The following is a 17,971-nucleotide window of genomic DNA, read 5'->3' as shown; positions in this document are numbered from 1 at the left end:
GTTCTTTGTTCATTAATCCTATTTTTCTTTAACTTCATCAATCAAACCAAGCAAATAGGATTGAATTTTTGGCAAATATTCAGCTTGAATGTCGTTTAGCCATGCACCATCAACTGCACAACGAATGCTAGACAATCTAAAGTCATTGTCGGTATGGGCATAGTTTTTGAGTTTATTGCTAAGCCAACTCTCCCATAGACCAATCAGTTTGCTTTCGGCATTCATTGCACGGATTAGACCTGCCCAGTCACTTGATAATCCAATATTTTCGTTGGTGAAAAATACATTCACATAGGCACGGGTAAATACACCTGTCTGTTCTCCCAGGCGTTCAATATCTTGTAAAATCGCAGTATTAACTTGTGCGATGAACAGTTCAAAAACCGATTCTATGAGTGTATCTTTATTTTTAAAATGATGAAATAACCCGCCTTTGCTTGTCTCTGCTAAGTCCGCAACTTTTTGCATGGATAAATTGGCGATGCCATCTGCCAACATCAGTTTTTTAGCGGCAATCAAAATATTGTGGCGAAGAAGCTCTGGATTGTTTTTGCGTTTTGGTTTGGTTGTGTCAAAAAGCTCAAACGATTGATGTTCCATAATTTTTTTCCTTACCAATTTTTGATAAAATTTAGCTGTTTTGGTAGTGTGTGATATCATTCAAACCAGCATCAATAAAACCTTGGCGACGCAAGGCACAGCTGTCGCACATACCGCACGCACGCCCATCACCATCTGCCTGATAGCAAGAGACGGTTTGCCCATAATCCACACCAAGCGATAATCCAAGTTTTAGGGTTTGAGCTTTGGACAGATTTTGAAGTGGTGCGATGACTGATAGGCGATTGCCAGCACGACCTCTTACAGTGGCAAGATTGGCAAGCTCTTCAAAGGCTTTGATAAAATCAGGGCGACAGTCGGGATAGCCTGAGAAATCTACCGAGCTTACACCAATGATAATATGGTTGGCACCCATGACTTCTGCTGCTGCCAGTGCATAGGATAAAAAGATGGTGTTGCGAGCTGGTACATAGGTAACGGGCACAGCATTAGAACTGGCATCATAATCAGGCACATCAATATTTTGATCTGTAAGTGCTGAACCACCAAGTTGGGCAATGTCAATGTCGATGATACGGTGCATTACCCCAAGATGCTCGGTAATTTTTTTGGCGGCGATGAGTTCGCTAGAATGACGCTGGCCGTAGCGAAAGCTGATGGCGACAATGTCTTTAAAATTTGCTTTTGCCCAATACAGACAAGTTGTGGAGTCAAGTCCGCCAGAGAATAAAACGACGGCTTTTTTATCGTAAAAATCGTGATTCATGAAGTATAAGAATGTTTGAAAATCTTGAAATTCTACCATAAAAAATAAAGATTTTGGTAAGATTTTGCTGTTGCTTGTGGTAGAATGTCAAGTTTTATCGCAAGCTGAGTAAAATAGAATCATATGGATACCGAACTGATTAAAATTATTTTGGCATTTGTGGTGTTAATCAACCCATTTAGTGCACTGGGGTTGTTTTTAAACATCACCAAAACTTACAGTGCCCAAGACCGCAAAAAAGTGGCACAAATTGCTTGTCTGACAGTGTTGATTACCATCAGTTTTTTTACACTTTTGGGCGAGGCCTTGCTTGAAGTTTTGGGTATTTCGGTCGGGTCATTTCAGGTGGCAGGGGGTATTTTGGTCTTTTTGATTGCCATTAATATGATGAATGGCGGAGGCAATCCTGTCAAGCCGAATGAAGATGAGGTAGAGGTTAATTCTTCATTGGTGGCATCAGCGGTTGTGCCACTTGCCATTCCGATGATGGTTGGACCAGGGGGGATTTCAACTGTCATTATTTATAGCAGTCAAGTGGCTGGTGCCTTTCAAAAAGCCATGATTGTGGTGGCAGGATTGTGTATCAGCATCATTTGCTATTTGTCGTTAATGGCAGCAGGGCGTATCAGTCGTTTTTTGGGTGATACTGGGTTGAATATTTTAAGTCGTGTCATGGGTATGCTTTTGGCAGCGGTGGCGGTTGAGATTTTGGTCAGTGGACTGCGGACAATTTTTCCTGATTTGCTGAATTGATGGTTTTATTGTCCTTATTATCCATCAAATAATTGCCAATCTGCTAATATCATAACAATACAATAAAAAATATCAAAAAGCGAATGTCGGCATTCGCTTTTTAGATTGTCTTATGTTGGGTTGTCTTATGCTATTTAAAGCCCTATCATTCATATTACAAGCTGGCCAATAAATCGGCCAATGCCTGACCTGCATCGTTGGTTTTCATGAATTGTTCGCCAATCAAAAAATGATGAATGTTATTTTTTTGCATCAGTTGGATATCATCTGCGTCATTAATCCCGCTTTCGCTGACTACAAGTGCGTCATTGCCAAGTGTATCAAATAATCTTTGACATAGGTGGATACTGTGATTTAAATCTACTTGAAAAGTATTTAAATCCCGATTATTAATGCCATAAATATTATGAGGGCTTTTTGGTAGCCGTAAAGCACGTTCTAGTTCGTCTTGGGTGTGAATCTCAATCAGTATGTCCATGCCCAATTCTATGGCAATAGAGTGCAGTTGTGCCACTGTTTTATCATCAAGACACGCCATGATGAGTAAAATACAATCAGCACCCAAAGCACGGCTTTCAATGATGTGATAATCACTCACCATAAAATCCTTACGCAGCACAGGTAAATGACACGCCGAACGCGCTGACTTCATATATTCATCATGCCCCAAAAAATAGGTGCGATCGGTCAATACAGAAAGACAGGTTGCTCCTGCTTTGGCATAGCCTTTGGCACTGCTGATGGGATCAAAATTTTGGCAAATCACGCCTTTTGATGGGCTGGCTTTTTTAATTTCGCTGATGACCCCGATTTTATTTTCGTTCACTCTGACAGCACGCAAAGCATTGGCAAAGCCACGAGGTTTATCGTCATTGTTCTTAATGACATTTAATAACTCATCTTGGCTGATATGGTGTTTGGCTTGTTCAATCTCTTGATGCTTGGTGGCAACGATTTTTTGTAAAATGCTCGGTGTAGCGGTCTGAATCATGAGCCTTCCTAATGATTATAATCACTGATGAATTGTGTTTAAGAGTTAAAAGATTGGGTAAATTCGGCAAAGTTTTGCATTTTAATCAGTGCTTGACCGCTGGCGATGATCTTCTGAGCTGATTTTACTCCCTCTTTTAGACTGCTTGCCTTGCCTGCAACATAAATTGCTGCTCCTGCATTAAAAGCGATGATGTCTTGGGCTTTTTGAATGCGTAAGTCAGTTGCTTTGCCTGCCAGTGCTTGTTTGATGAGAATTAGACTGTCTTTTGATGACTCAACACCAAGCCCATCAAGACTTTGGGTGGCCAGTCCAACATCACTTGGGCTGATGATGCTATTTGTAATCTGACCACCTTTAAGTTCGCTGACAAAGTTTTCTCCCGCCAGACTAAATTCGTCCAATCCATCTGCTGAATGCACCACAATAGCATGGCGACTGCCTAGGTTTTTTAAGGCTTGGGCAAAGGGTTGGCATAGTGATTCATCAAATACGCCAATGACTTGATTGATGACACCAGCAGGGTTGGTTAGTGGACCTAGTACATTAAAAATCGTGCGTACTTTTAATTGGCTACGCACACCAACGGCATACTTAATTGCCTTGTGGTGGTTGGGTGCAAACAAAAACCCCAGATTTTGTTCGTTCAGACATTGCAATACTTGAATGTTGTTTAAATCAAGGCGAATGCCTGCACTGGCAAGTAAATCTGATGAACCTGACTTGGTGGATACGCCACGATTGCCATGCTTGGCCACTACCACACCACTGCTTGCAACAACAAATGCGGCAGCGGTTGAAACATTAAATAAATTTGCACCATCACCACCTGTACCGACAATATCTACCACATTGGATAAATCTGTTATATTGATGCCATCGGCCAATTCACGCATGACAGATGCGGCGGCAGTAATTTCGCTGACACTCTCTCCTTTGATGTGTAAGGCGGTTAAGATGGCTCCCATCAGAGCGTCAGGACATCGTCCGTGCATGATGGTGAGCATGACGGCACGCATGGTCTTGCTATCAAGGTCTTTGTTTTGTAGCAAGGTTTTTAAAGCCTGACTTAAAAAGTCATTAATCTGTTTGTCGCTCAGTGTATTGATGGCATCAAAATTAATCATGATTTTTTCTTAAGATTTTTTATGTTTTTTATGTTAATGTTTGGGCGACTAAGCGATTTTTGTCAGATTGTCATTGCTGAGCTTTGCCAACCCATGCCTTGCTAAAAAGTTATTAAAAATTTTATAGCCATGCTCGCTTAGTATGGATTCTGGGTGAAACTGTACACCTTCAACATTCAGTGTTTTGTGCCGTACGCCCATGATTTCCTCCATTGTGCCATCGCTGTTTTGTGTCCAAGCGGTTATTTCTAGGCAGTCGGGCACGGTATTTTTGTCAATGACCAGCGAGTGATAGCGAGTGGCATTAAATGGGCTTGGTAGGTCTTGAAATACGCCAGTACCGTGATGATGAATCGGCGACAATCTGCCATGCATGACTTCGCTTGCTCGCACAACTTGCCCGCCAAATGCTTGACCAATCGCTTGATGGCCTAGGCATACGCCTAAAATTGGCACCACGCTTGATAGGCTGGTTAAAATGGGTAAGCTAACCCCTGCTTGAGTAGGGCTACAAGGACCTGGCCCCAAGATGATGGCTTTTGGGGCAAGCTTTTGAATTTCATCAAGGGTAGTTTCGTCATTGCGTAATACTTTGATGTCTTGTTGTAATTCACCAAAGTATTGAGCAATGTTGTAGGTGAAGCTACAATAGTTATCTATCATCAGTATCATTTTTAAGTTAAATCCTTGATTTATATAATATTGTTGTTAAGTCAGTGTAAATTATACTCTTTTTTGAACTCAAATACAAAAAGCACACCCTGTTTGAGTGTGCTTCCTGTTTAACTCTGCTCAATGAAGTGTTTGACATTGTTTTCCAGCCAATAAGGATATGGATCATTGCCGTCTGGCTTTGGTATTTTACCACTAATTCGCCATCTGTCAAATGTTGAGCGTGTTCTGCCGACTAGGTGACAAAATTCTTTAATGCGAATTCGTCTTTGCAACACTTGTTGATCACACAGTTTGCCAATTTCTTTCATTTCTTCTCTCCTAATGCTCTATTGGCGGCTCTGGTAGGGGTTGCCAGTGGGTTGGGTAACTGTTCCAAAATCACCGTCGCCCAAATAATGGTCTATGGCTATTGCAGGCTCATGATGTTCGCTGTTATGTTGCATCACTCATTCTCCTCTATATTGTTTACAATCATGGTTCGGGATAAGCTGCCTATACTGTACCCAGTTAGTGAAGTTACCTGAACAAGCAATAAAACCTGTATCATCATGAGACCAGTGAGTGATACCATTATGTTCCCTAACTTCTTCTTCCTCACTCGGGTCAATAGGCGTAGCACAATGTTCAAATGCACTAGCATGAACTGGTTCACTATTCACTAGCTTGTCATAGATAGCCAATGCTTTTTCAATACTTGTATCATTCTTGCGATAGGATACTTGTGCTGAACAAGAACAAGAGACTCTGATAGCATCTAGTTCTGTCAGATATATTTCATTACCTTTATTATTGAGAATAAAATACATGATTTCTTTGGTGGTTTCATCTCGTTCATGATATACATAAGGTGTATGCCATTCACCTGCATATAATACTTCTGGTGTGCTCTCTTGCATAGCTTGATACATTAAATCTGCCAACTGTTTAATCTCTGGTTGTGCATCTTCATGGCAACGAAGATTAAAGAAGTTGTCAAAGTTAGTTGCAGTTACAAGGGTTTTCATCATTTGAAATGGTTCAAGAACACGATTAACAATTTGCTTATGCAAGCCAAGATTCTTTAACTGGTAAGCGTGATAAATAGCTGAGTCTCTTGCATTGCACCACGCTTCTTTACAGGCATCAACATCGGCTTGTTCATCTTTAGCCTGCATACCACTTTGATTTAGCCCCCAATGAATAGGCATAGCAGAGTTTAAAGCGACTTGGTCTATCATCTTATCAATAGGGATTGCACGAGATGATGAAGCATTGCGTGAAAATTGACGATGGGTGAGCAATTCGCAATGTATAAAGCGATGATACTCTAATTCAAAAGTGGTGATACGAGTATTTGTGTGAGCAGATATACTATCTGCAACAATGGTTGCTTTAATCATTCTCTGAACTCCTTTAAGTTGGTGTGTTTTCTTGATGAAATTTCTCTCCAATCTCATCGAGAAAACCTTTTTTAGTTAAGTCCACAAAAACTGCTTGTTTTTGTAGTTCTTGCAATTCCACGCCTGTGTACTTATGCCCTATTTGGGTTAATAAATCGGATAACGATTGTGCGTCATCATCAGATAATAAGTATTTGTCATTATAATACGCACTCACTTTGCAGACTTGCCAACCCAATTTATCTGCCACATTTTTGATTGTCATGTCGCCATCAATGAAAATTTTTCTAATGTCATGGCTAAAACGAGAGCGAAAAATAAATTCTTTTTTCTCATACGATGGTAGTTGAACAATGCACATATTTACTCCTTTGGTGGTTGTGGTGAATAAAACTATCTTAATAATCTCTTAATCCCCCAAAACCACTTCGCCATCTACAAAATCAATGATTGTTTTGCCTGTTTTTGGGTCAAATGGGACTGCAAATTTATTCCCCCCCCCTGCCCAACTATCAAAATAATTATTTTTGATGCCAACAATCAGTTCTTTTTTATGATTAGACTTTAAAACTTTTTCTGTTTCACCAGTATAACAAGGCACATATTCCCAACCACTCTCCAACATCGCCCTAATAATTTCCTTTGGCTCTTTACGCTTTGGCGGTGGCTCAAATACTACATTGGGGTAGAGTTTGGATAGTAGTTCATAATTTTCTTGGGTGGCGTGTAATATGACTGGCATACCATTGACATTTAAGCCTGTATTTTTAAACCAACCCGCTTTGTTTAAAAATACATCATTATCTTCATTTACTTTTGTAATTTTGGATATTTTATGGGTTAGTGGTAAACAATAAACCAAATCCCCAACTTTAAATTTACTCACAATAAACTCCTTAAATTAACTTGACGGCTTATGTTAAGTTTATGTGTTTTCTTAAAATAAGCCTTTTGAATTATTCTTTAACTGGCATTACTACACCAACCGCCTTAAATTTAATTTCACCAAAGTCAATCAAAGCAGGTTTATTTTTGCCTGTGCTTCTAATTGATGGCGGTATTGCATTGCCTAATATTTTTCCAATTTTTTGCATTTTCGCCATATAATCCCAATTCAATGTAACCATTTCATTGGTTACTTTGTCATCTGATGGGATAACACGGTTCGGATTTGGAAATCTACCGACATTAACACTATCAAAAGTGGTGGCATTTTTATCAAATCGCATTACAACCACACTTTTTTCATCATTTTCTGTAATTTCAATGGTTACATCGCCTTTTTTATCTTTTGCCTTAACGCCAACGCAAAGCAATTTGATTTGATGCGGGTGAATAAACAAATCAAGCTCTTTATCCAAGTCATCAATATCACATTTAAATAAGCAATACCCATTTGTACTTACAACATAGCCCTTTTCTACCTTGACATAAGTCAAATAAGGGCGGACATCACTACTTGGCACAAAAATAACACTTGCAAGCAGTGCCTGCAAAGGGATTTTATGGGTTTTGGTTGTCATAATTTTTTACTCCTATTTAAAACGGCATCTCATCATCGCCCTGCGGTGGGGCGTGTTGTGGCGATTGTTGCGATTGGCTGCCATCGTTGCGACTGCTCAACATTTGCATACTCATTGCTCGGATTTCGGTGCTATACCGCTCCACACCATTGTTATCCGTCCATTTGCGTGTTCTTAGGCTACCTTCAATATACACGCTACTGCCTTTTTTAAGGTATTGGGCAACAATCTGAGCCAAGCGGTCATTAAACACCACTTTGTGCCATTCGGTATGTTCACGCTGTTCGCCTGTTTGCTTATCTGTCCAGCGTCCAGAAGTGGCAATAGACACATTGGCAATCATACCGCCATTGTCAAAACTGCGGATTTCGGGGTCTTGCCCCAATCTGCCGATGATGATTACTTTATTTACACTTGCCATTTTATGCTCCCAATTCTTTTTTAGCGTTTTCCAAAATCTGATTGGCATTGATAACCTGCTGTTCAAGTTCGCCAATCACTTCATCATCACGCATCACACGGATAATCTTGATTTGCAAATTCTCTGGCATTCTTGGGTCATAGCTGACAAAATCGCACCACGCACGCCCTGTACACGCCATTTGCCACATCATCTGCGGTAAATATTCGCTTGGCACTTGCCCTGTCAATAGGGTATTGGCATGGGTGGTGGTTTCTGGGCATTTAATCTCAATCAGTCCGTCATCACCCACAAGACCGTCTGGACTTGCTCCACTCATAGGAATTGTGGGGTGGTCAATCAGCCCACAACCCACTACAAACGCCCCTGTGATATTCTCATAACTGGCAATGGCATTTGGTTCGTTATCAATACCCCATTGCATAGCACGATTGACAAAGCACTCGGCTTTTTGATTCGTCAAACGCTCTGCCAAAAGCTCGGTAAGCGTGGCATTGAGTACTTTGCCAGTTTTGGGTTTGGCTGACAAATCTTTGATACGACTTGCCGTGATTTTGCCAATGCGTGCTGTCTGCCAGTCATCACTTCTCTGTAAAATGTTCATTCGTTTTCTCCTGCTAGGTCGGCTTGTTGTGCCATTTGTTTTAAATGGCTTGAAAATTGTGTCCAAAAGCGGTTTTTGTAATCGCCTTTTGGTAGGTGCTGATAGGCTTCTTGTAGTGCCTGTGTGCCACGGTGTGCTACTTGTTCAAGCATTGGCAAATACTCGCCTTTGAATGCTTCATAATCAGGGTCAATGACAACAGGCTCTTTGGCTTGCACAAAATCGCCGTCAATGCGTTTGGCTTCGTCTTCGTCATAGATACCACTGAAACCAAATGCCACCCTTGCACATTGGATAAGTGCCTTGTGGCGGAGCATTCGTTTGGGGTATTTTCGCCAAGGCTCGCTTGTGCCTTGGCATTCGCCCAAGTACTCAGTAACCACTGTGGGGCGGGTGCGGTCTTTACGATAAATCTTGCAAGTACAAGACACATCGTCTTGCTCAAACTGAATGCCGTCCGTCAAAGGGTTATCGTTAATAATCCTTGCCCAACCGTCCACCGAGACAATGGGCGTGATACCGCCACGGCTTGGAAAGGCGTAAATCTCTTTGGTAAAGGGATTGAGCTTGTATTGATTGGCAACAATCATTAAAGTTACAAGCTGTTCATCATTTGCCCCTTTAAACACAGTATTGACAAGGGTGTGTTTTAGGTTGTCTTCGTCCACCCCTTGCATATTTAAGTTGGTGGCAAGGGCTTGGATTTGGGTGCTGACAATGTTAGTCATTTCATTTTCTCCATTTGACGATAAAAATTGATGAACTGGTTAATGACAGCATCGTCATCACTCATCACAATTTCATGAAATTCTTTAAAAATCTGAGCGATATACCGAAGCTCGCTATTTTCTTTAACCAAAATATCTCGTTGCTTAACCAAATCAGTGATTGTATCTACATTTTGCTTTTGACAATCCAACAGCTCGTTGATTTTGTCTTCTAAGAGTTTTTGATATTGCTTAGCTTGATGCTTATTCATAATAAGCCCCTAAGTCCACTTTGGCATTCATGCCATGCTTTTTAAGCTGATTAAACAGACTGCTAAGCTTGCACAGGTTCAACAGTTTGTCGCTATACGCCCAAAAATTGTAGTCGTTTTGTTTGTCATAGCGATTAAATCTTACTTCCATTTCAGCAGTACCAAGCTTTCCCCATGATGGCAAAGATGGCACTTGCTCAAACCTGATTTTTTCAGGTGGTGTGGTGTCTGATGCCCAGAGTGAATAATAGTAAATCATCTTTTTTCCACCAAACTTGCTTTATATTCGGCGATGCGTGCTCTTTCTATCTCATATTCTTTATCCCAAGCAGACAGCATGAGCTCCATGATGAAGAACATCAACAAACTAAACATCGCGCAACAAAAAATATATTTCATGGCAAATCCTCACAAAAAAACTTAACTTTGTACAAAAATGGCATAAGCTTGATTTTCAAGCTCTTTTACAAGCTCGCTCGCCTGCTTGACCAGGTCATCTTCAACTGTTACCCAAATTACATCATACAATCCGCCATGGCTTTTTTGTGCTTTGGCTGTGATGCCGTGTTGTTTAAGATGGGCTTTGATTTGTCTTGCAAGGCTCATAATGCTCTCCTAAAGTTAATCCGACATTAGCAACTTGTAAGCAATCCTTACAGGTTGCTAATAGCTGATTAGCTTTCACTCTTATTCAAGCGGTCATCTCGTCTTGATGGGTGTATTATAGCTATAACTATAAATGAAGTCAATAAAAAAATAGTCAAATTTATCAAAAATCATAAAATAAACTATAAATTATTGATAAATAATACTATTTTCTTTTCAAAAATTTCCAAATCTCTGATATAATATCCCCCATAAAGCAAAAAAAAAACCTGCCGCCCCAAAGGGTAGCAGGTGAAAAATGATTTTTTTTTGCTTAACCAAAGAATCCAAATAGGGTGATAGTGGCAATGGCTAATTGATGAAAATCAATGGTGCAATGCACACGAAAGCCATCTTTGGATTTTTGAATTGTCAAAGTCAACATAAGCGTTATGCCTTGTTTTCTTGACGAACGTTCGCCAAATGTTAAAGTTTGGCATTTGTATAGCGGTACGCCTACCGCTTGCATCGGCTAGTTGTACACCTAGCCAACACGGTTCGGCTTGACAGGCGGGTTCTACCCTAGGCTTATCCAAGCCATTCAAGTCGCACCTTAAGCAGTCTGACAAACTGCCCCTTGGGGTTGTCAGCCCCAAACCTTGAACGCCCTTGATGCGTAACCCAAGGGCGTTTATCTTAAGAATTTGACCTCCTCCCCTTGCTTTAGCAAGGGGAGGAGGTCAAAATATCATATATCCTGCCTATTTATTAATTGTTTGCCATCGAACGGTAACCTAAATAACTGATTCCAACTAGGCTAAGCGTAAAGATTTGGGCAATAAAAAAGAATACAGCAAACATAATTACGCTATAGATACCAATGGCAAGAGATGTTTTGAGCTGAGCAAAAGCCGCCAGTATTTCAATGGAATATATTGAGCGAATGACTATCAAAGATAATGCCAGAAATAGGCTGACCGATGCCAAATAGGCAAATAATAAGCTAAGAAACAATCTGCGTGTTAATGGCTGATGGTATATCTCGCCCTCTGGTCTGTCCAACTCTTGTTTTACCAAATAGGGTGTTTTGCCTTGAATGAACTCATCAATTGAAGGTCTGTTGATGGCAGCAATGGCTGACAATGCTGCGATATAAAACCCTGGTAAAACCAGCAATAAGGTAAAAGAATCTTCAAATTTTCTACTGAGTAAAAAATTGATGTTATTCTCACCTGTGTGTATGGATGCCAAGTAAGCTAATGCACTCGTGCCAAATAGGCTAAGTAGTGCTGGCAGGATATATACAGCGGTGCGATGTGTATTATCAGGGTATTTGATTTTAAGAAAGTCAAATACAGTCATAGCTTGGCGTAGCATTCGACCTCCCTTTATTAAAAATAATTAAAAGTTTTCTGTCATTGTATCATAAAATTGAGCAATCGGGGTGGGGATTTTGTTGGCAATGCCTTTATGGGTGTCCTCACTTCTGTCATTCCAATTTAAAAAACATTTATGAGAAAATCCATCTATAACACCATTTAAAATTTCGTGTTTGACCTCAGACTGTGTCTGTGGGTCTTTGATAAGCAATGAGATGTTTGGATTAGTGAGATTGCTCTTTTCCTTGGTAATCTTTTTTGCCCAACCAATGAGCGTATCTTTGGTCTGTTTTACACGGCTTTTAGGATCGGCTCTGATGGTAATTTCTGTGTTTTGCTGGGTAAGACCATTGTCTTTGTCAAACTTGCTATTGGCAGGTTTTCGTTCTGAGATTACCAGTCCACGCAATCCACCGTTGTTGATAATGGATAGGACGGCATCAGTGGTTGAAAAATTTATCTCAACACAAGGCTTGCATTGTACATCTTTCCCAGTAACGGAGTCGGTAGCTGTCCAAATATTGTTGGGAGAAACCAACTCTACTAATTTAATAATAAGTTTTTGTAATTTCTCTTTGCCAAATCCTGTGATATTCTGGACGCATATTTTACCGTTTTTTGGGCTAATCACAATGTGTAGCAATGTGCGTTGTCCGTAGTTTTCATTGGGTATGGGTTGAGCCAATACATTGTCTTGATTGTCCGTGAGTAATCTTGGATCTACTTGCTTATCGTTAAAGCTAAATAAGAGCCTTAATTTGTCCTTGTTCTTATCAAAATCAGCATTCACCCATTTGATCCATTTTTTACGATGGCTGTAGCTAACAACCTCAATGCCATGTTCGCCAAATGTATTTTGTGCGTGATAGTCATACAGCCACACACAGAAATCAGTTAGGTCAATATCTCCAAAAAACTGCTGCCCTTGATCTGACCTACGCTGACGCTCTTTTGATATTTTGAGATTAAAATAATCAAACCTAATATTTGTTGCCATAATCTTATTCCTATACTAGCCGCCACTTCTATTGTGCTGAGACTTCAATCACATCAATAAAAGCCTATATCATTGCCATCATCACCACACCATCAAACTAGACCAGTTCCACACCCAGCCGATGATTTGAATGTTTTCGTTTTCTATTTCTTCGCCTGTGATGACTTCATCTGTGTATCGCTCGTTATGACTTCTGATGATAAGACCGCCATCAGGTCTGGGAATTAAATACTTAACTCTTAGCATATTGCCATGACGAAATGCGTAGATTTTGCCTTCTCGTATGTCCTTTTTGCTGGTATCAATGGCAATCATTGAGCCGTCTAGTATCAACTCCTCCATGCTATCGCCGACCAGCGTTGTACATATCACTTTGCTAGGATTTGCCCCTGCACGGCGTGCAGCTGTATAGGCATAGCGTATCTTACGCCGACCATCATCATAGACATCCACCTCAAAGCCACTGCCACCCAAAAACTCAGCATCTTTATAAAAATTCGCCTCAAATTCATCATCATATAGCGGTGTCTCACTATCCCAAAAGTCCATGATTTGGGTGTTATTTTCATTGATTTGGTTTTCTCGTGCAGGCATCTCACCTTGTCCTGTGGCGAGCCAATTTGGACTAACTTGTAGGGCGTTGGCAATCTCCATCATGTAAGAAGTTTTTTGAACTTTCCCGCTTTCCAAGGCTTGATAGGTTGGTTGTGATATGCCGACAGCCTCAGCGACTTTACTTTGGCTTAGTCCAGCTTTACTTCTAGCAAGTTTTAGGCGTTCTGCAAGGGTTGTCATACGCACCTCTCATGAATGGATTGATGATTATATTATATAGTCCAAACTATACTTTATCAAATAAAAATAACTATTGATATTTTATAAATTTAACTATAAAATATACAGATTATTTTAATTTTTTTATATTTTTAACTATGGATAAAAAACTAATCAAGCGTTATGGTGATTTGGTTGAGTTTTTTAAAACTCAAACTGAGACTGCAAAACAGCTTAATGTAAAACAACCAAGTGTAAATGCTTGGCTAACAGGAAAAGCCAAGATGGGAGCGATTTCTGCTAAGAGGGCTGAAATTGCCACCGATGGCAAATTTCGTGCTGTAGATTTATGTCCACAACTTGCAGAAATTGAAAAACAAAAACCCCCTAGCAGCAACTAGGGGGCAAATGTCCATTTTCGGATTAACTTTACAAAGGAGCAAGTTAATGAACGAATCCATTATAGCAACAACACCCAAAGAATACAAGGCAGGTGTTGCATGAAACTTGGCAGTATTTCCACCAATGGCATTGCGGTAGTAGATACCATCTGTTTTGATGGCTTTAGCACTCACTACCAAGCCAACAAATCCAAACCCCAACACAGCACGCCCGACCCACGCACATATCTGCATGAGCTGTTTTCGGTAGGCACACGTACAATCAGACAAAGAGACATCAAAGTACGCTCAGCACGTCTGATTGATGAGATAGCCGCCAGGTACGGCTATAAAAAGCAGTTCACCAAAGGGACTTGTGTGAATTATATCAACTGGGAGGAGTGATGTACTTTATGTTTTTTATGTATAACGGGGATAGTAAATGAATAAATTTATCGCAAACAGTTTTCAAGTGCCAAATGCCTTGATTGATGAAGTCTTAGACAAGATGAGCGGTAATGCTTGCAAAATTTACTTGCTTATCGTCCGAAAAACCCGCGGCTGGCACAAAGAAGCCGACCGCATCAGTTATTCACAAATTCAAAAAAGTACAGGATTAAACAGCCGTACGACAATCAGCAAGGCATTAGATGAATTAATTGATTTAGGGTTAATCATCAAAGAACAAGGTAGTCAAAAAGCATCAAATGAATATAAATTAAATGATGATTTTTGTACCGCAAAAGATGAACAACCTAGTCCAGAAAATGGACTAGATAAAAATTGGACTAGTCCAGAAAATGAACTAGCTAGTCCAGAAAATGGACCACAACCTAGTCCAAAAAATGGACATACAGAAATACATATATTTAAAAACACTAAACAGAAATACAGAGAGTATGAACACACGCACGAAAATCTTGAACATTCGCAAACAGCAAAACCGAACAAATCGACTGGTAAAACTTCATCAGCCAAAAAATTCATCACGGCAGATGAGCTAGTCAGCCTAGGGATTGATGAGCAAGTGGCAAACGATTACCTAGCCACCAGAAAAACCAAGCTCACCCAAACAGCCCTTAGCGGTATCGCCAAGCAAGCAACCCTTGCAGGGATATCACTAGCCAAAGCGATTGAGTTCGCTTGTGAAATGGGTTGGCAGTCATTCAAAGCTGAATGGTATCAGAATTCACAAACCAAGTTTGGCAATCCACAGCCAACAAGCCGAATGGACGAATTACGCCAAATGGCAAGCACCAACCCAACAAATGTTTTTGTAGATGATTTACCTAGCGACTTTCAAAATTACATCGGAGTGAACTCATGAGCAACATCGTAAAAATCCAAAACGTTGAACACCTAACCGCCATGATTAACGCGATGGTGCCACGCTCCTTTGAAAAAACCTTTCGCGGTCTAAGCACAAACGAAGCGGTTGCGGGTTTTAGTTTGTGCGTGGCAGGATTTAGCCAAACCGAACTTAACACAGGCTTGGAAAAAATCAAAGAAATGGGTTATTGCCCAGACCCTGCAATGTTCGCCAAGTGGTGTAAGGGGATTGATGGTTTTGACAACAAAGACTACATCGCCGACAGCTACATCGACAAATCAGGCGCATTGGCTAACATCATTGCATGGATTGATAACCCAAAATCGCCAATCAGCCAAGCGGAAAAGCAAGCATACGATAAGACTTATCACATGTTCCGCGACATCAACAGCGATTTTGACAAAAACCAAGCTTACAGCGCATTCAAAGCACACTACGAACACACTGTAAACGCGCTGATTGAACAAAAACAAGCAAGTCAGCCCTATGTACCACCGACAGCCTTACAAGCACCACAGGACGCACCACAGGCTCATCTAGCGGTATCTAACGAGCAAGCCAAAGAGTTTCTTGCTGGCATCTTTGGCAAGCTGCACAAAAATCCAAAAAATGCACAGACGATGGGGCTAACAGCATGATTCTAATCGGCATTGACCCAGGCACCAACACAGGCTTTGCCAAGTCTTATGATGGCAACCTTGTTGAAGTTAAGACTTACTCAATCATTGAGGCGATGAAGTCGGTGGAGTTTACCATCAATCACGCACGGCAGCACGGTCATGACCTAATCATCTACATTGAAGACGCAAGAAAACGCAAATGGGTAACAGGCGGTCGTGAGAAGTTGCAAGGCGTGGGTTCGGTTAAGCGTGATTGTGGGATATGGGAGGAGTTTTGCGTGCATCACGAGGTAGATTTTCAATTGATTTCGCCAAAAAACAACCGAACCAAACTAACCCAAGAGCAATTCAAACGGCTCACAGGTTGGGAACATAGAACCAGCGAACACGCACGAGATGCCGCGATGCTGATTTGGGGGCGTTAAGCCACATAAAAACCCCTAGACGATAGGGGCAAGATTATTTAACAACTTAGAGATTTTTGGGGTCAAGGGCTTTTAGGGCAAGTCCGATAAGCTTGGCTTGGCTAATGCCTGTCTGTTCAGACAATTGCTTTAAAAGCTCTACATCCTCTTTGTGCATACTAAAAGTTTTTTTGATGATGCCGTTTCGCTCATCAGAGGCTTTTTGGATTTCAGCACGAGTTTTGGGCTTGGCAACGATTTTTGGCATTTGACTTATTCCTATGTTGTGGTATGATAATGGGTAAGGAATGTGTTAGGCGGTACGCTAATACCACCTAACACCCCACTTGATAACGGCTAATTATCTTGTGGGCTTATTGCTTACCAAGCATTATTGCTAATGAGTAGTAAGACAACAAGGACGATGAGTTTGATTGATGTCTTCATCGTTCTGCTTCCTTATTTTTTGCGGTAGCGATGGTTACCGCTATCCCAACTTAGCAACCCTTGCTAAGTTTTTGTATTATATCCTTACATACCCTAAAAGTCAAGTATTTATTAGTATTTTACTAAAAATATTTGGCTTTTTTATTTTTGCTTGACAAAGGGTATGGCTTGGGGTATGATGTGTGCAAGGTGTCGTAACCGAATTAAAGAAAGCGTTTACCCCACAGCGTTATCGTGGTTTTTTAATGCAAAAAATTTAAGCTCCTAGAATTCTAGGAACATAAATTAAACAGCAAAACCCTTTCAAAATCCACTCCGCAAATTTGCGGACTGCCAATTATGTTAGGGGGGCGATGAAATAAGGTAGCTTGCTACACGAATAAATCCAGCCGTTCTTTCTTTCGGCTTACGAACCCCCTAACACCCTAACAAGGGTAATTTCGTAAAATCAAAGAAAGGTGTCCTATGACAAATCTCGTTATCTCAAATCAAGCCATTTCTACCCATAACGGCTTATTTTCACTTAATGATTTGCACAAAGTGTCTGGCAATGATAAAAATCATCAGCCAAGCAATTTTATGGCAAACAAGCAAACCCAAGCCCTTATCGCAGAGCTAGAAAACGAAAACCAAATCGCCTATGATACTGTTATCGGTAAAGGCAAAAAACAAGGCACTTACGCCTGTCGTGAACTCGTCTACGCCTATGCAATGTGGATAAGTGCAAAATTTAGCCTAATGGTCATTCGTGCTTTTGATGCGATGAATACAGGGGCGATACCTTGTCTAGCCCAGCCAACCATCAGCCCAGCCCAGCGTTACCAAATCCAAAAAGCCATTAAACAAAAATGCCTAAACAACAAAGTGCATTATCAGACCATCTATAACGCCTTATATGATGCCTTTGGTGTGGCAAGTTATAAAGACCTATTGGCATCTGAGTTTGAAAATGCGATGGCATTCATTGAGAGTTTTTCGTTTACGCTTGCCGAAAGCCAAGCCTTGTATGAAGTTCTGGCTGATAACGCCATGCACTTACGAGACTATCTAAAAATGCTAAAAGTCTTAAAGGGCTTGCCCATTACTTGCGAGACAATGGGTCGTAACACCTTTGAGCAAGTTGCCGATAGCTACAACGCCATCATCGCCCTTGCCAATCAATTGGGGCTAACCAACCGCTATAATCAGCCGATGTTTGCCCAAGGCAGAATTAACTTTTACAATGGCGGTGCGTTAATCACCCGATAATCCCTAAAAATCTCTAAACCTCCTTTTT

General features: G+C 40.7%; 28 protein-coding genes and 1 pseudogene. 7 read left to right on the top strand and 22 right to left on the bottom strand.

Going from position 1 to position 17,971, the window contains the following annotated elements; genetic code table 11:
* Positions 1–18: 18 nt before the first annotated feature.
* Positions 19–600: a TetR/AcrR family transcriptional regulator gene (locus tag U9670_RS00985; protein WP_323842557.1), complete on the bottom strand. Its 582-nt coding sequence runs from the start codon at positions 598–600 to the stop codon at positions 19–21.
* A 31-nt stretch (positions 601–631) separates the two neighbouring features.
* Complete coding sequence (queC, locus tag U9670_RS00980) at positions 632–1,327, bottom strand: 7-cyano-7-deazaguanine synthase QueC (protein ID WP_323842556.1); 696 nt, start codon at positions 1,325–1,327, stop codon at positions 632–634.
* A 123-nt stretch (positions 1,328–1,450) separates the two neighbouring features.
* On the opposite strand from queC, the gene U9670_RS00975 reads away from it, so the two are divergent.
* Positions 1,451–2,080, top strand: a complete 630-nt coding sequence (locus U9670_RS00975; protein ID WP_323842555.1) for a MarC family protein — start codon at positions 1,451–1,453, stop codon at positions 2,078–2,080.
* A 154-nt stretch (positions 2,081–2,234) separates the two neighbouring features.
* Here the strand turns inward: U9670_RS00975 and trpC are convergent, their stop codons facing one another.
* The 19 genes and pseudogenes from trpC to U9670_RS00880 all read right to left on the bottom strand — a co-directional run bounded on the left by trpC (position 2,235) and on the right by U9670_RS00880 (position 13,535).
* Positions 2,235–3,068, bottom strand: coding sequence for an indole-3-glycerol phosphate synthase TrpC (trpC, locus tag U9670_RS00970; protein WP_323842568.1), 834 nt, complete (start codon positions 3,066–3,068; stop codon positions 2,235–2,237).
* Between the two features lie 41 nt (positions 3,069–3,109).
* Entirely contained in the window at positions 3,110–4,198 is a 1,089-nt protein-coding gene (gene trpD, locus U9670_RS00965) for an anthranilate phosphoribosyltransferase (RefSeq protein ID WP_323842554.1), read from the bottom strand.
* 48 nt (positions 4,199–4,246) lie between these two features.
* Complete coding sequence (locus tag U9670_RS00960) at positions 4,247–4,870, bottom strand: anthranilate synthase component II (RefSeq protein WP_323842553.1); 624 nt, start codon at positions 4,868–4,870, stop codon at positions 4,247–4,249.
* A 110-nt stretch (positions 4,871–4,980) separates the two neighbouring features.
* Positions 4,981–5,181 (bottom strand): helix-turn-helix transcriptional regulator, encoded by a 201-nt coding sequence (locus U9670_RS00955; RefSeq protein WP_323842552.1) that lies wholly within the window; start codon positions 5,179–5,181, stop codon positions 4,981–4,983.
* Positions 5,182–5,319: 138 nt separating this feature from the next.
* The gene (locus U9670_RS00950) at positions 5,320–6,252 is read right to left on the bottom strand and encodes an FAD-dependent thymidylate synthase (protein WP_323842551.1); all 933 of its coding nucleotides are present in this window, start codon (positions 6,250–6,252) and stop codon (positions 5,320–5,322) included.
* Positions 6,253–6,265: 13 nt separating this feature from the next.
* The gene (locus U9670_RS00945; RefSeq protein ID WP_323842550.1) at positions 6,266–6,613 is read right to left on the bottom strand and encodes a hypothetical protein; all 348 of its coding nucleotides are present in this window, start codon (positions 6,611–6,613) and stop codon (positions 6,266–6,268) included.
* Positions 6,614–6,661: 48 nt separating this feature from the next.
* On the bottom strand, positions 6,662–7,138 hold the full coding sequence (locus U9670_RS00940; protein WP_323842549.1) for a hypothetical protein: 477 nt from the start codon (positions 7,136–7,138) through the stop codon (positions 6,662–6,664).
* A gap of 70 nt (positions 7,139–7,208) precedes the next feature.
* Positions 7,209–7,775 (bottom strand): hypothetical protein, encoded by a 567-nt coding sequence (locus tag U9670_RS00935; RefSeq protein WP_323842548.1) that lies wholly within the window; start codon positions 7,773–7,775, stop codon positions 7,209–7,211.
* A gap of 73 nt (positions 7,776–7,848) precedes the next feature.
* Positions 7,849–8,196 (bottom strand): annotated as a pseudogene (gene ssb, locus U9670_RS00930) (single-stranded DNA-binding protein); the annotation flags it as partial.
* Position 8,197: 1 nt separating this feature from the next.
* The gene (locus U9670_RS00925) at positions 8,198–8,800 is read right to left on the bottom strand and encodes a lambda exonuclease family protein (protein WP_323842547.1); all 603 of its coding nucleotides are present in this window, start codon (positions 8,798–8,800) and stop codon (positions 8,198–8,200) included.
* Positions 8,797–9,528, bottom strand: coding sequence for a phage recombination protein Bet (bet, locus tag U9670_RS00920; protein WP_323843763.1), 732 nt, complete (start codon positions 9,526–9,528; stop codon positions 8,797–8,799). The genes U9670_RS00925 and bet overlap by 4 nt, the downstream gene beginning before the upstream one ends.
* Complete coding sequence (locus U9670_RS00915) at positions 9,525–9,779, bottom strand: hypothetical protein (protein WP_323843762.1); 255 nt, start codon at positions 9,777–9,779, stop codon at positions 9,525–9,527. Before U9670_RS00915 ends, bet begins: the two co-directional genes overlap by 4 nt.
* Entirely contained in the window at positions 9,772–10,038 is a 267-nt protein-coding gene (locus U9670_RS00910; RefSeq protein WP_323843761.1) for a hypothetical protein, read from the bottom strand. The genes U9670_RS00915 and U9670_RS00910 overlap by 8 nt, the downstream gene beginning before the upstream one ends.
* Positions 10,035–10,178 carry a hypothetical protein gene (locus U9670_RS00905; RefSeq protein WP_323842544.1) on the bottom strand — a complete coding sequence of 48 codons (144 nt, stop codon included), beginning with the start codon at positions 10,176–10,178 and terminating at the stop codon, positions 10,035–10,037. The genes U9670_RS00910 and U9670_RS00905 overlap by 4 nt, the downstream gene beginning before the upstream one ends.
* A gap of 21 nt (positions 10,179–10,199) precedes the next feature.
* The gene (locus tag U9670_RS00900) at positions 10,200–10,385 is read right to left on the bottom strand and encodes a hypothetical protein (RefSeq protein WP_323842543.1); all 186 of its coding nucleotides are present in this window, start codon (positions 10,383–10,385) and stop codon (positions 10,200–10,202) included.
* 313 nt (positions 10,386–10,698) lie between these two features.
* Entirely contained in the window at positions 10,699–10,893 is a 195-nt protein-coding gene (locus tag U9670_RS00895) for a hypothetical protein (RefSeq protein ID WP_323842542.1), read from the bottom strand.
* A gap of 239 nt (positions 10,894–11,132) precedes the next feature.
* Positions 11,133–11,741 carry a hypothetical protein gene (locus tag U9670_RS00890; protein ID WP_323842541.1) on the bottom strand — a complete coding sequence of 203 codons (609 nt, stop codon included), beginning with the start codon at positions 11,739–11,741 and terminating at the stop codon, positions 11,133–11,135.
* Between the two features lie 24 nt (positions 11,742–11,765).
* Positions 11,766–12,740, bottom strand: coding sequence for a hypothetical protein (locus U9670_RS00885; RefSeq protein WP_323842540.1), 975 nt, complete (start codon positions 12,738–12,740; stop codon positions 11,766–11,768).
* Positions 12,741–12,821: 81 nt separating this feature from the next.
* The gene (locus tag U9670_RS00880; protein WP_323842539.1) at positions 12,822–13,535 is read right to left on the bottom strand and encodes an XRE family transcriptional regulator; all 714 of its coding nucleotides are present in this window, start codon (positions 13,533–13,535) and stop codon (positions 12,822–12,824) included.
* A gap of 137 nt (positions 13,536–13,672) precedes the next feature.
* Between U9670_RS00880 and U9670_RS00875 the strand changes: the two genes are divergently transcribed.
* From U9670_RS00875 to U9670_RS00855, 5 genes are all read left to right on the top strand, one after another.
* A complete protein-coding gene (locus U9670_RS00875; protein WP_323842538.1) occupies positions 13,673–13,915 on the top strand; it encodes a hypothetical protein in 243 nt (80 codons plus the stop codon).
* Positions 13,916–14,014: 99 nt separating this feature from the next.
* Complete coding sequence (locus tag U9670_RS00870; protein WP_323842537.1) at positions 14,015–14,299, top strand: hypothetical protein; 285 nt, start codon at positions 14,015–14,017, stop codon at positions 14,297–14,299.
* Positions 14,300–14,336: 37 nt separating this feature from the next.
* Positions 14,337–15,221: a replication protein gene (locus tag U9670_RS00865; RefSeq protein ID WP_323842536.1), complete on the top strand. Its 885-nt coding sequence runs from the start codon at positions 14,337–14,339 to the stop codon at positions 15,219–15,221.
* Complete coding sequence (locus tag U9670_RS00860; RefSeq protein WP_323842535.1) at positions 15,218–15,862, top strand: hypothetical protein; 645 nt, start codon at positions 15,218–15,220, stop codon at positions 15,860–15,862. Before U9670_RS00865 ends, U9670_RS00860 begins: the two co-directional genes overlap by 4 nt.
* Positions 15,859–16,269, top strand: a complete 411-nt coding sequence (locus tag U9670_RS00855) for a hypothetical protein (protein ID WP_323842534.1) — start codon at positions 15,859–15,861, stop codon at positions 16,267–16,269. The genes U9670_RS00860 and U9670_RS00855 overlap by 4 nt, the downstream gene beginning before the upstream one ends.
* 46 nt (positions 16,270–16,315) lie before the next feature.
* Here the strand turns inward: U9670_RS00855 and U9670_RS00850 are convergent, their stop codons facing one another.
* On the bottom strand, positions 16,316–16,516 hold the full coding sequence (locus U9670_RS00850) for a ribbon-helix-helix domain-containing protein (protein WP_323842533.1): 201 nt from the start codon (positions 16,514–16,516) through the stop codon (positions 16,316–16,318).
* A gap of 644 nt (positions 16,517–17,160) precedes the next feature.
* On the opposite strand from U9670_RS00850, the gene U9670_RS00845 reads away from it, so the two are divergent.
* Positions 17,161–17,943, top strand: a complete 783-nt coding sequence (locus U9670_RS00845; protein WP_323842647.1) for a KilA-N domain-containing protein — start codon at positions 17,161–17,163, stop codon at positions 17,941–17,943.
* The last annotated feature ends 28 nt before the right edge of the window (positions 17,944–17,971 follow it).

This window comes from Moraxella tarda (assembly GCF_035181405.1).
Taxonomy (GTDB): domain Bacteria; phylum Pseudomonadota; class Gammaproteobacteria; order Pseudomonadales; family Moraxellaceae; genus Moraxella.
The sequence above is the reverse complement of the archived record's forward strand: the minus strand, read 5'-3'. Positions and strand labels throughout refer to the sequence as shown.

Coding starts and splice junctions, on each gene's coding strand:
- U9670_RS00925 (WP_323842547.1), bottom strand. CDS start 8,800: ATGAACATTTTACAGAGAAGTGATGACTGGCAGACAGCACGCATTGGC.
- U9670_RS00910 (WP_323843761.1), bottom strand. CDS start 10,038: ATGATTTACTATTATTCACTCTGGGCATCAGACACCACACCACCTGAA.
- U9670_RS00915 (WP_323843762.1), bottom strand. CDS start 9,779: ATGAATAAGCATCAAGCTAAGCAATATCAAAAACTCTTAGAAGACAAA.
- queC (WP_323842556.1), bottom strand. CDS start 1,327: ATGAATCACGATTTTTACGATAAAAAAGCCGTCGTTTTATTCTCTGGC.
- U9670_RS00845 (WP_323842647.1), top strand. CDS start 17,161: ATGACAAATCTCGTTATCTCAAATCAAGCCATTTCTACCCATAACGGC.
- U9670_RS00875 (WP_323842538.1), top strand. CDS start 13,673: ATGGATAAAAAACTAATCAAGCGTTATGGTGATTTGGTTGAGTTTTTT.
- U9670_RS00945 (WP_323842550.1), bottom strand. CDS start 6,613: ATGTGCATTGTTCAACTACCATCGTATGAGAAAAAAGAATTTATTTTT.
- U9670_RS00950 (WP_323842551.1), bottom strand. CDS start 6,252: ATGATTAAAGCAACCATTGTTGCAGATAGTATATCTGCTCACACAAAT.
- U9670_RS00955 (WP_323842552.1), bottom strand. CDS start 5,181: ATGAAAGAAATTGGCAAACTGTGTGATCAACAAGTGTTGCAAAGACGA.
- U9670_RS00905 (WP_323842544.1), bottom strand. CDS start 10,178: ATGAAATATATTTTTTGTTGCGCGATGTTTAGTTTGTTGATGTTCTTC.
- U9670_RS00850 (WP_323842533.1), bottom strand. CDS start 16,516: ATGCCAAAAATCGTTGCCAAGCCCAAAACTCGTGCTGAAATCCAAAAA.
- U9670_RS00870 (WP_323842537.1), top strand. CDS start 14,015: ATGAAACTTGGCAGTATTTCCACCAATGGCATTGCGGTAGTAGATACC.
- U9670_RS00855 (WP_323842534.1), top strand. CDS start 15,859: ATGATTCTAATCGGCATTGACCCAGGCACCAACACAGGCTTTGCCAAG.
- U9670_RS00895 (WP_323842542.1), bottom strand. CDS start 10,893: ATGCAAGCGGTAGGCGTACCGCTATACAAATGCCAAACTTTAACATTT.
- U9670_RS00885 (WP_323842540.1), bottom strand. CDS start 12,740: ATGGCAACAAATATTAGGTTTGATTATTTTAATCTCAAAATATCAAAA.
- trpD (WP_323842554.1), bottom strand. CDS start 4,198: ATGATTAATTTTGATGCCATCAATACACTGAGCGACAAACAGATTAAT.
- U9670_RS00975 (WP_323842555.1), top strand. CDS start 1,451: ATGGATACCGAACTGATTAAAATTATTTTGGCATTTGTGGTGTTAATC.
- U9670_RS00900 (WP_323842543.1), bottom strand. CDS start 10,385: ATGAGCCTTGCAAGACAAATCAAAGCCCATCTTAAACAACACGGCATC.
- U9670_RS00860 (WP_323842535.1), top strand. CDS start 15,218: ATGAGCAACATCGTAAAAATCCAAAACGTTGAACACCTAACCGCCATG.
- U9670_RS00880 (WP_323842539.1), bottom strand. CDS start 13,535: ATGACAACCCTTGCAGAACGCCTAAAACTTGCTAGAAGTAAAGCTGGA.
- bet (WP_323843763.1), bottom strand. CDS start 9,528: ATGACTAACATTGTCAGCACCCAAATCCAAGCCCTTGCCACCAACTTA.
- U9670_RS00985 (WP_323842557.1), bottom strand. CDS start 600: ATGGAACATCAATCGTTTGAGCTTTTTGACACAACCAAACCAAAACGC.
- U9670_RS00865 (WP_323842536.1), top strand. CDS start 14,337: ATGAATAAATTTATCGCAAACAGTTTTCAAGTGCCAAATGCCTTGATT.
- U9670_RS00935 (WP_323842548.1), bottom strand. CDS start 7,775: ATGACAACCAAAACCCATAAAATCCCTTTGCAGGCACTGCTTGCAAGT.
- U9670_RS00890 (WP_323842541.1), bottom strand. CDS start 11,741: ATGCTACGCCAAGCTATGACTGTATTTGACTTTCTTAAAATCAAATAC.
- U9670_RS00960 (WP_323842553.1), bottom strand. CDS start 4,870: ATGATACTGATGATAGATAACTATTGTAGCTTCACCTACAACATTGCT.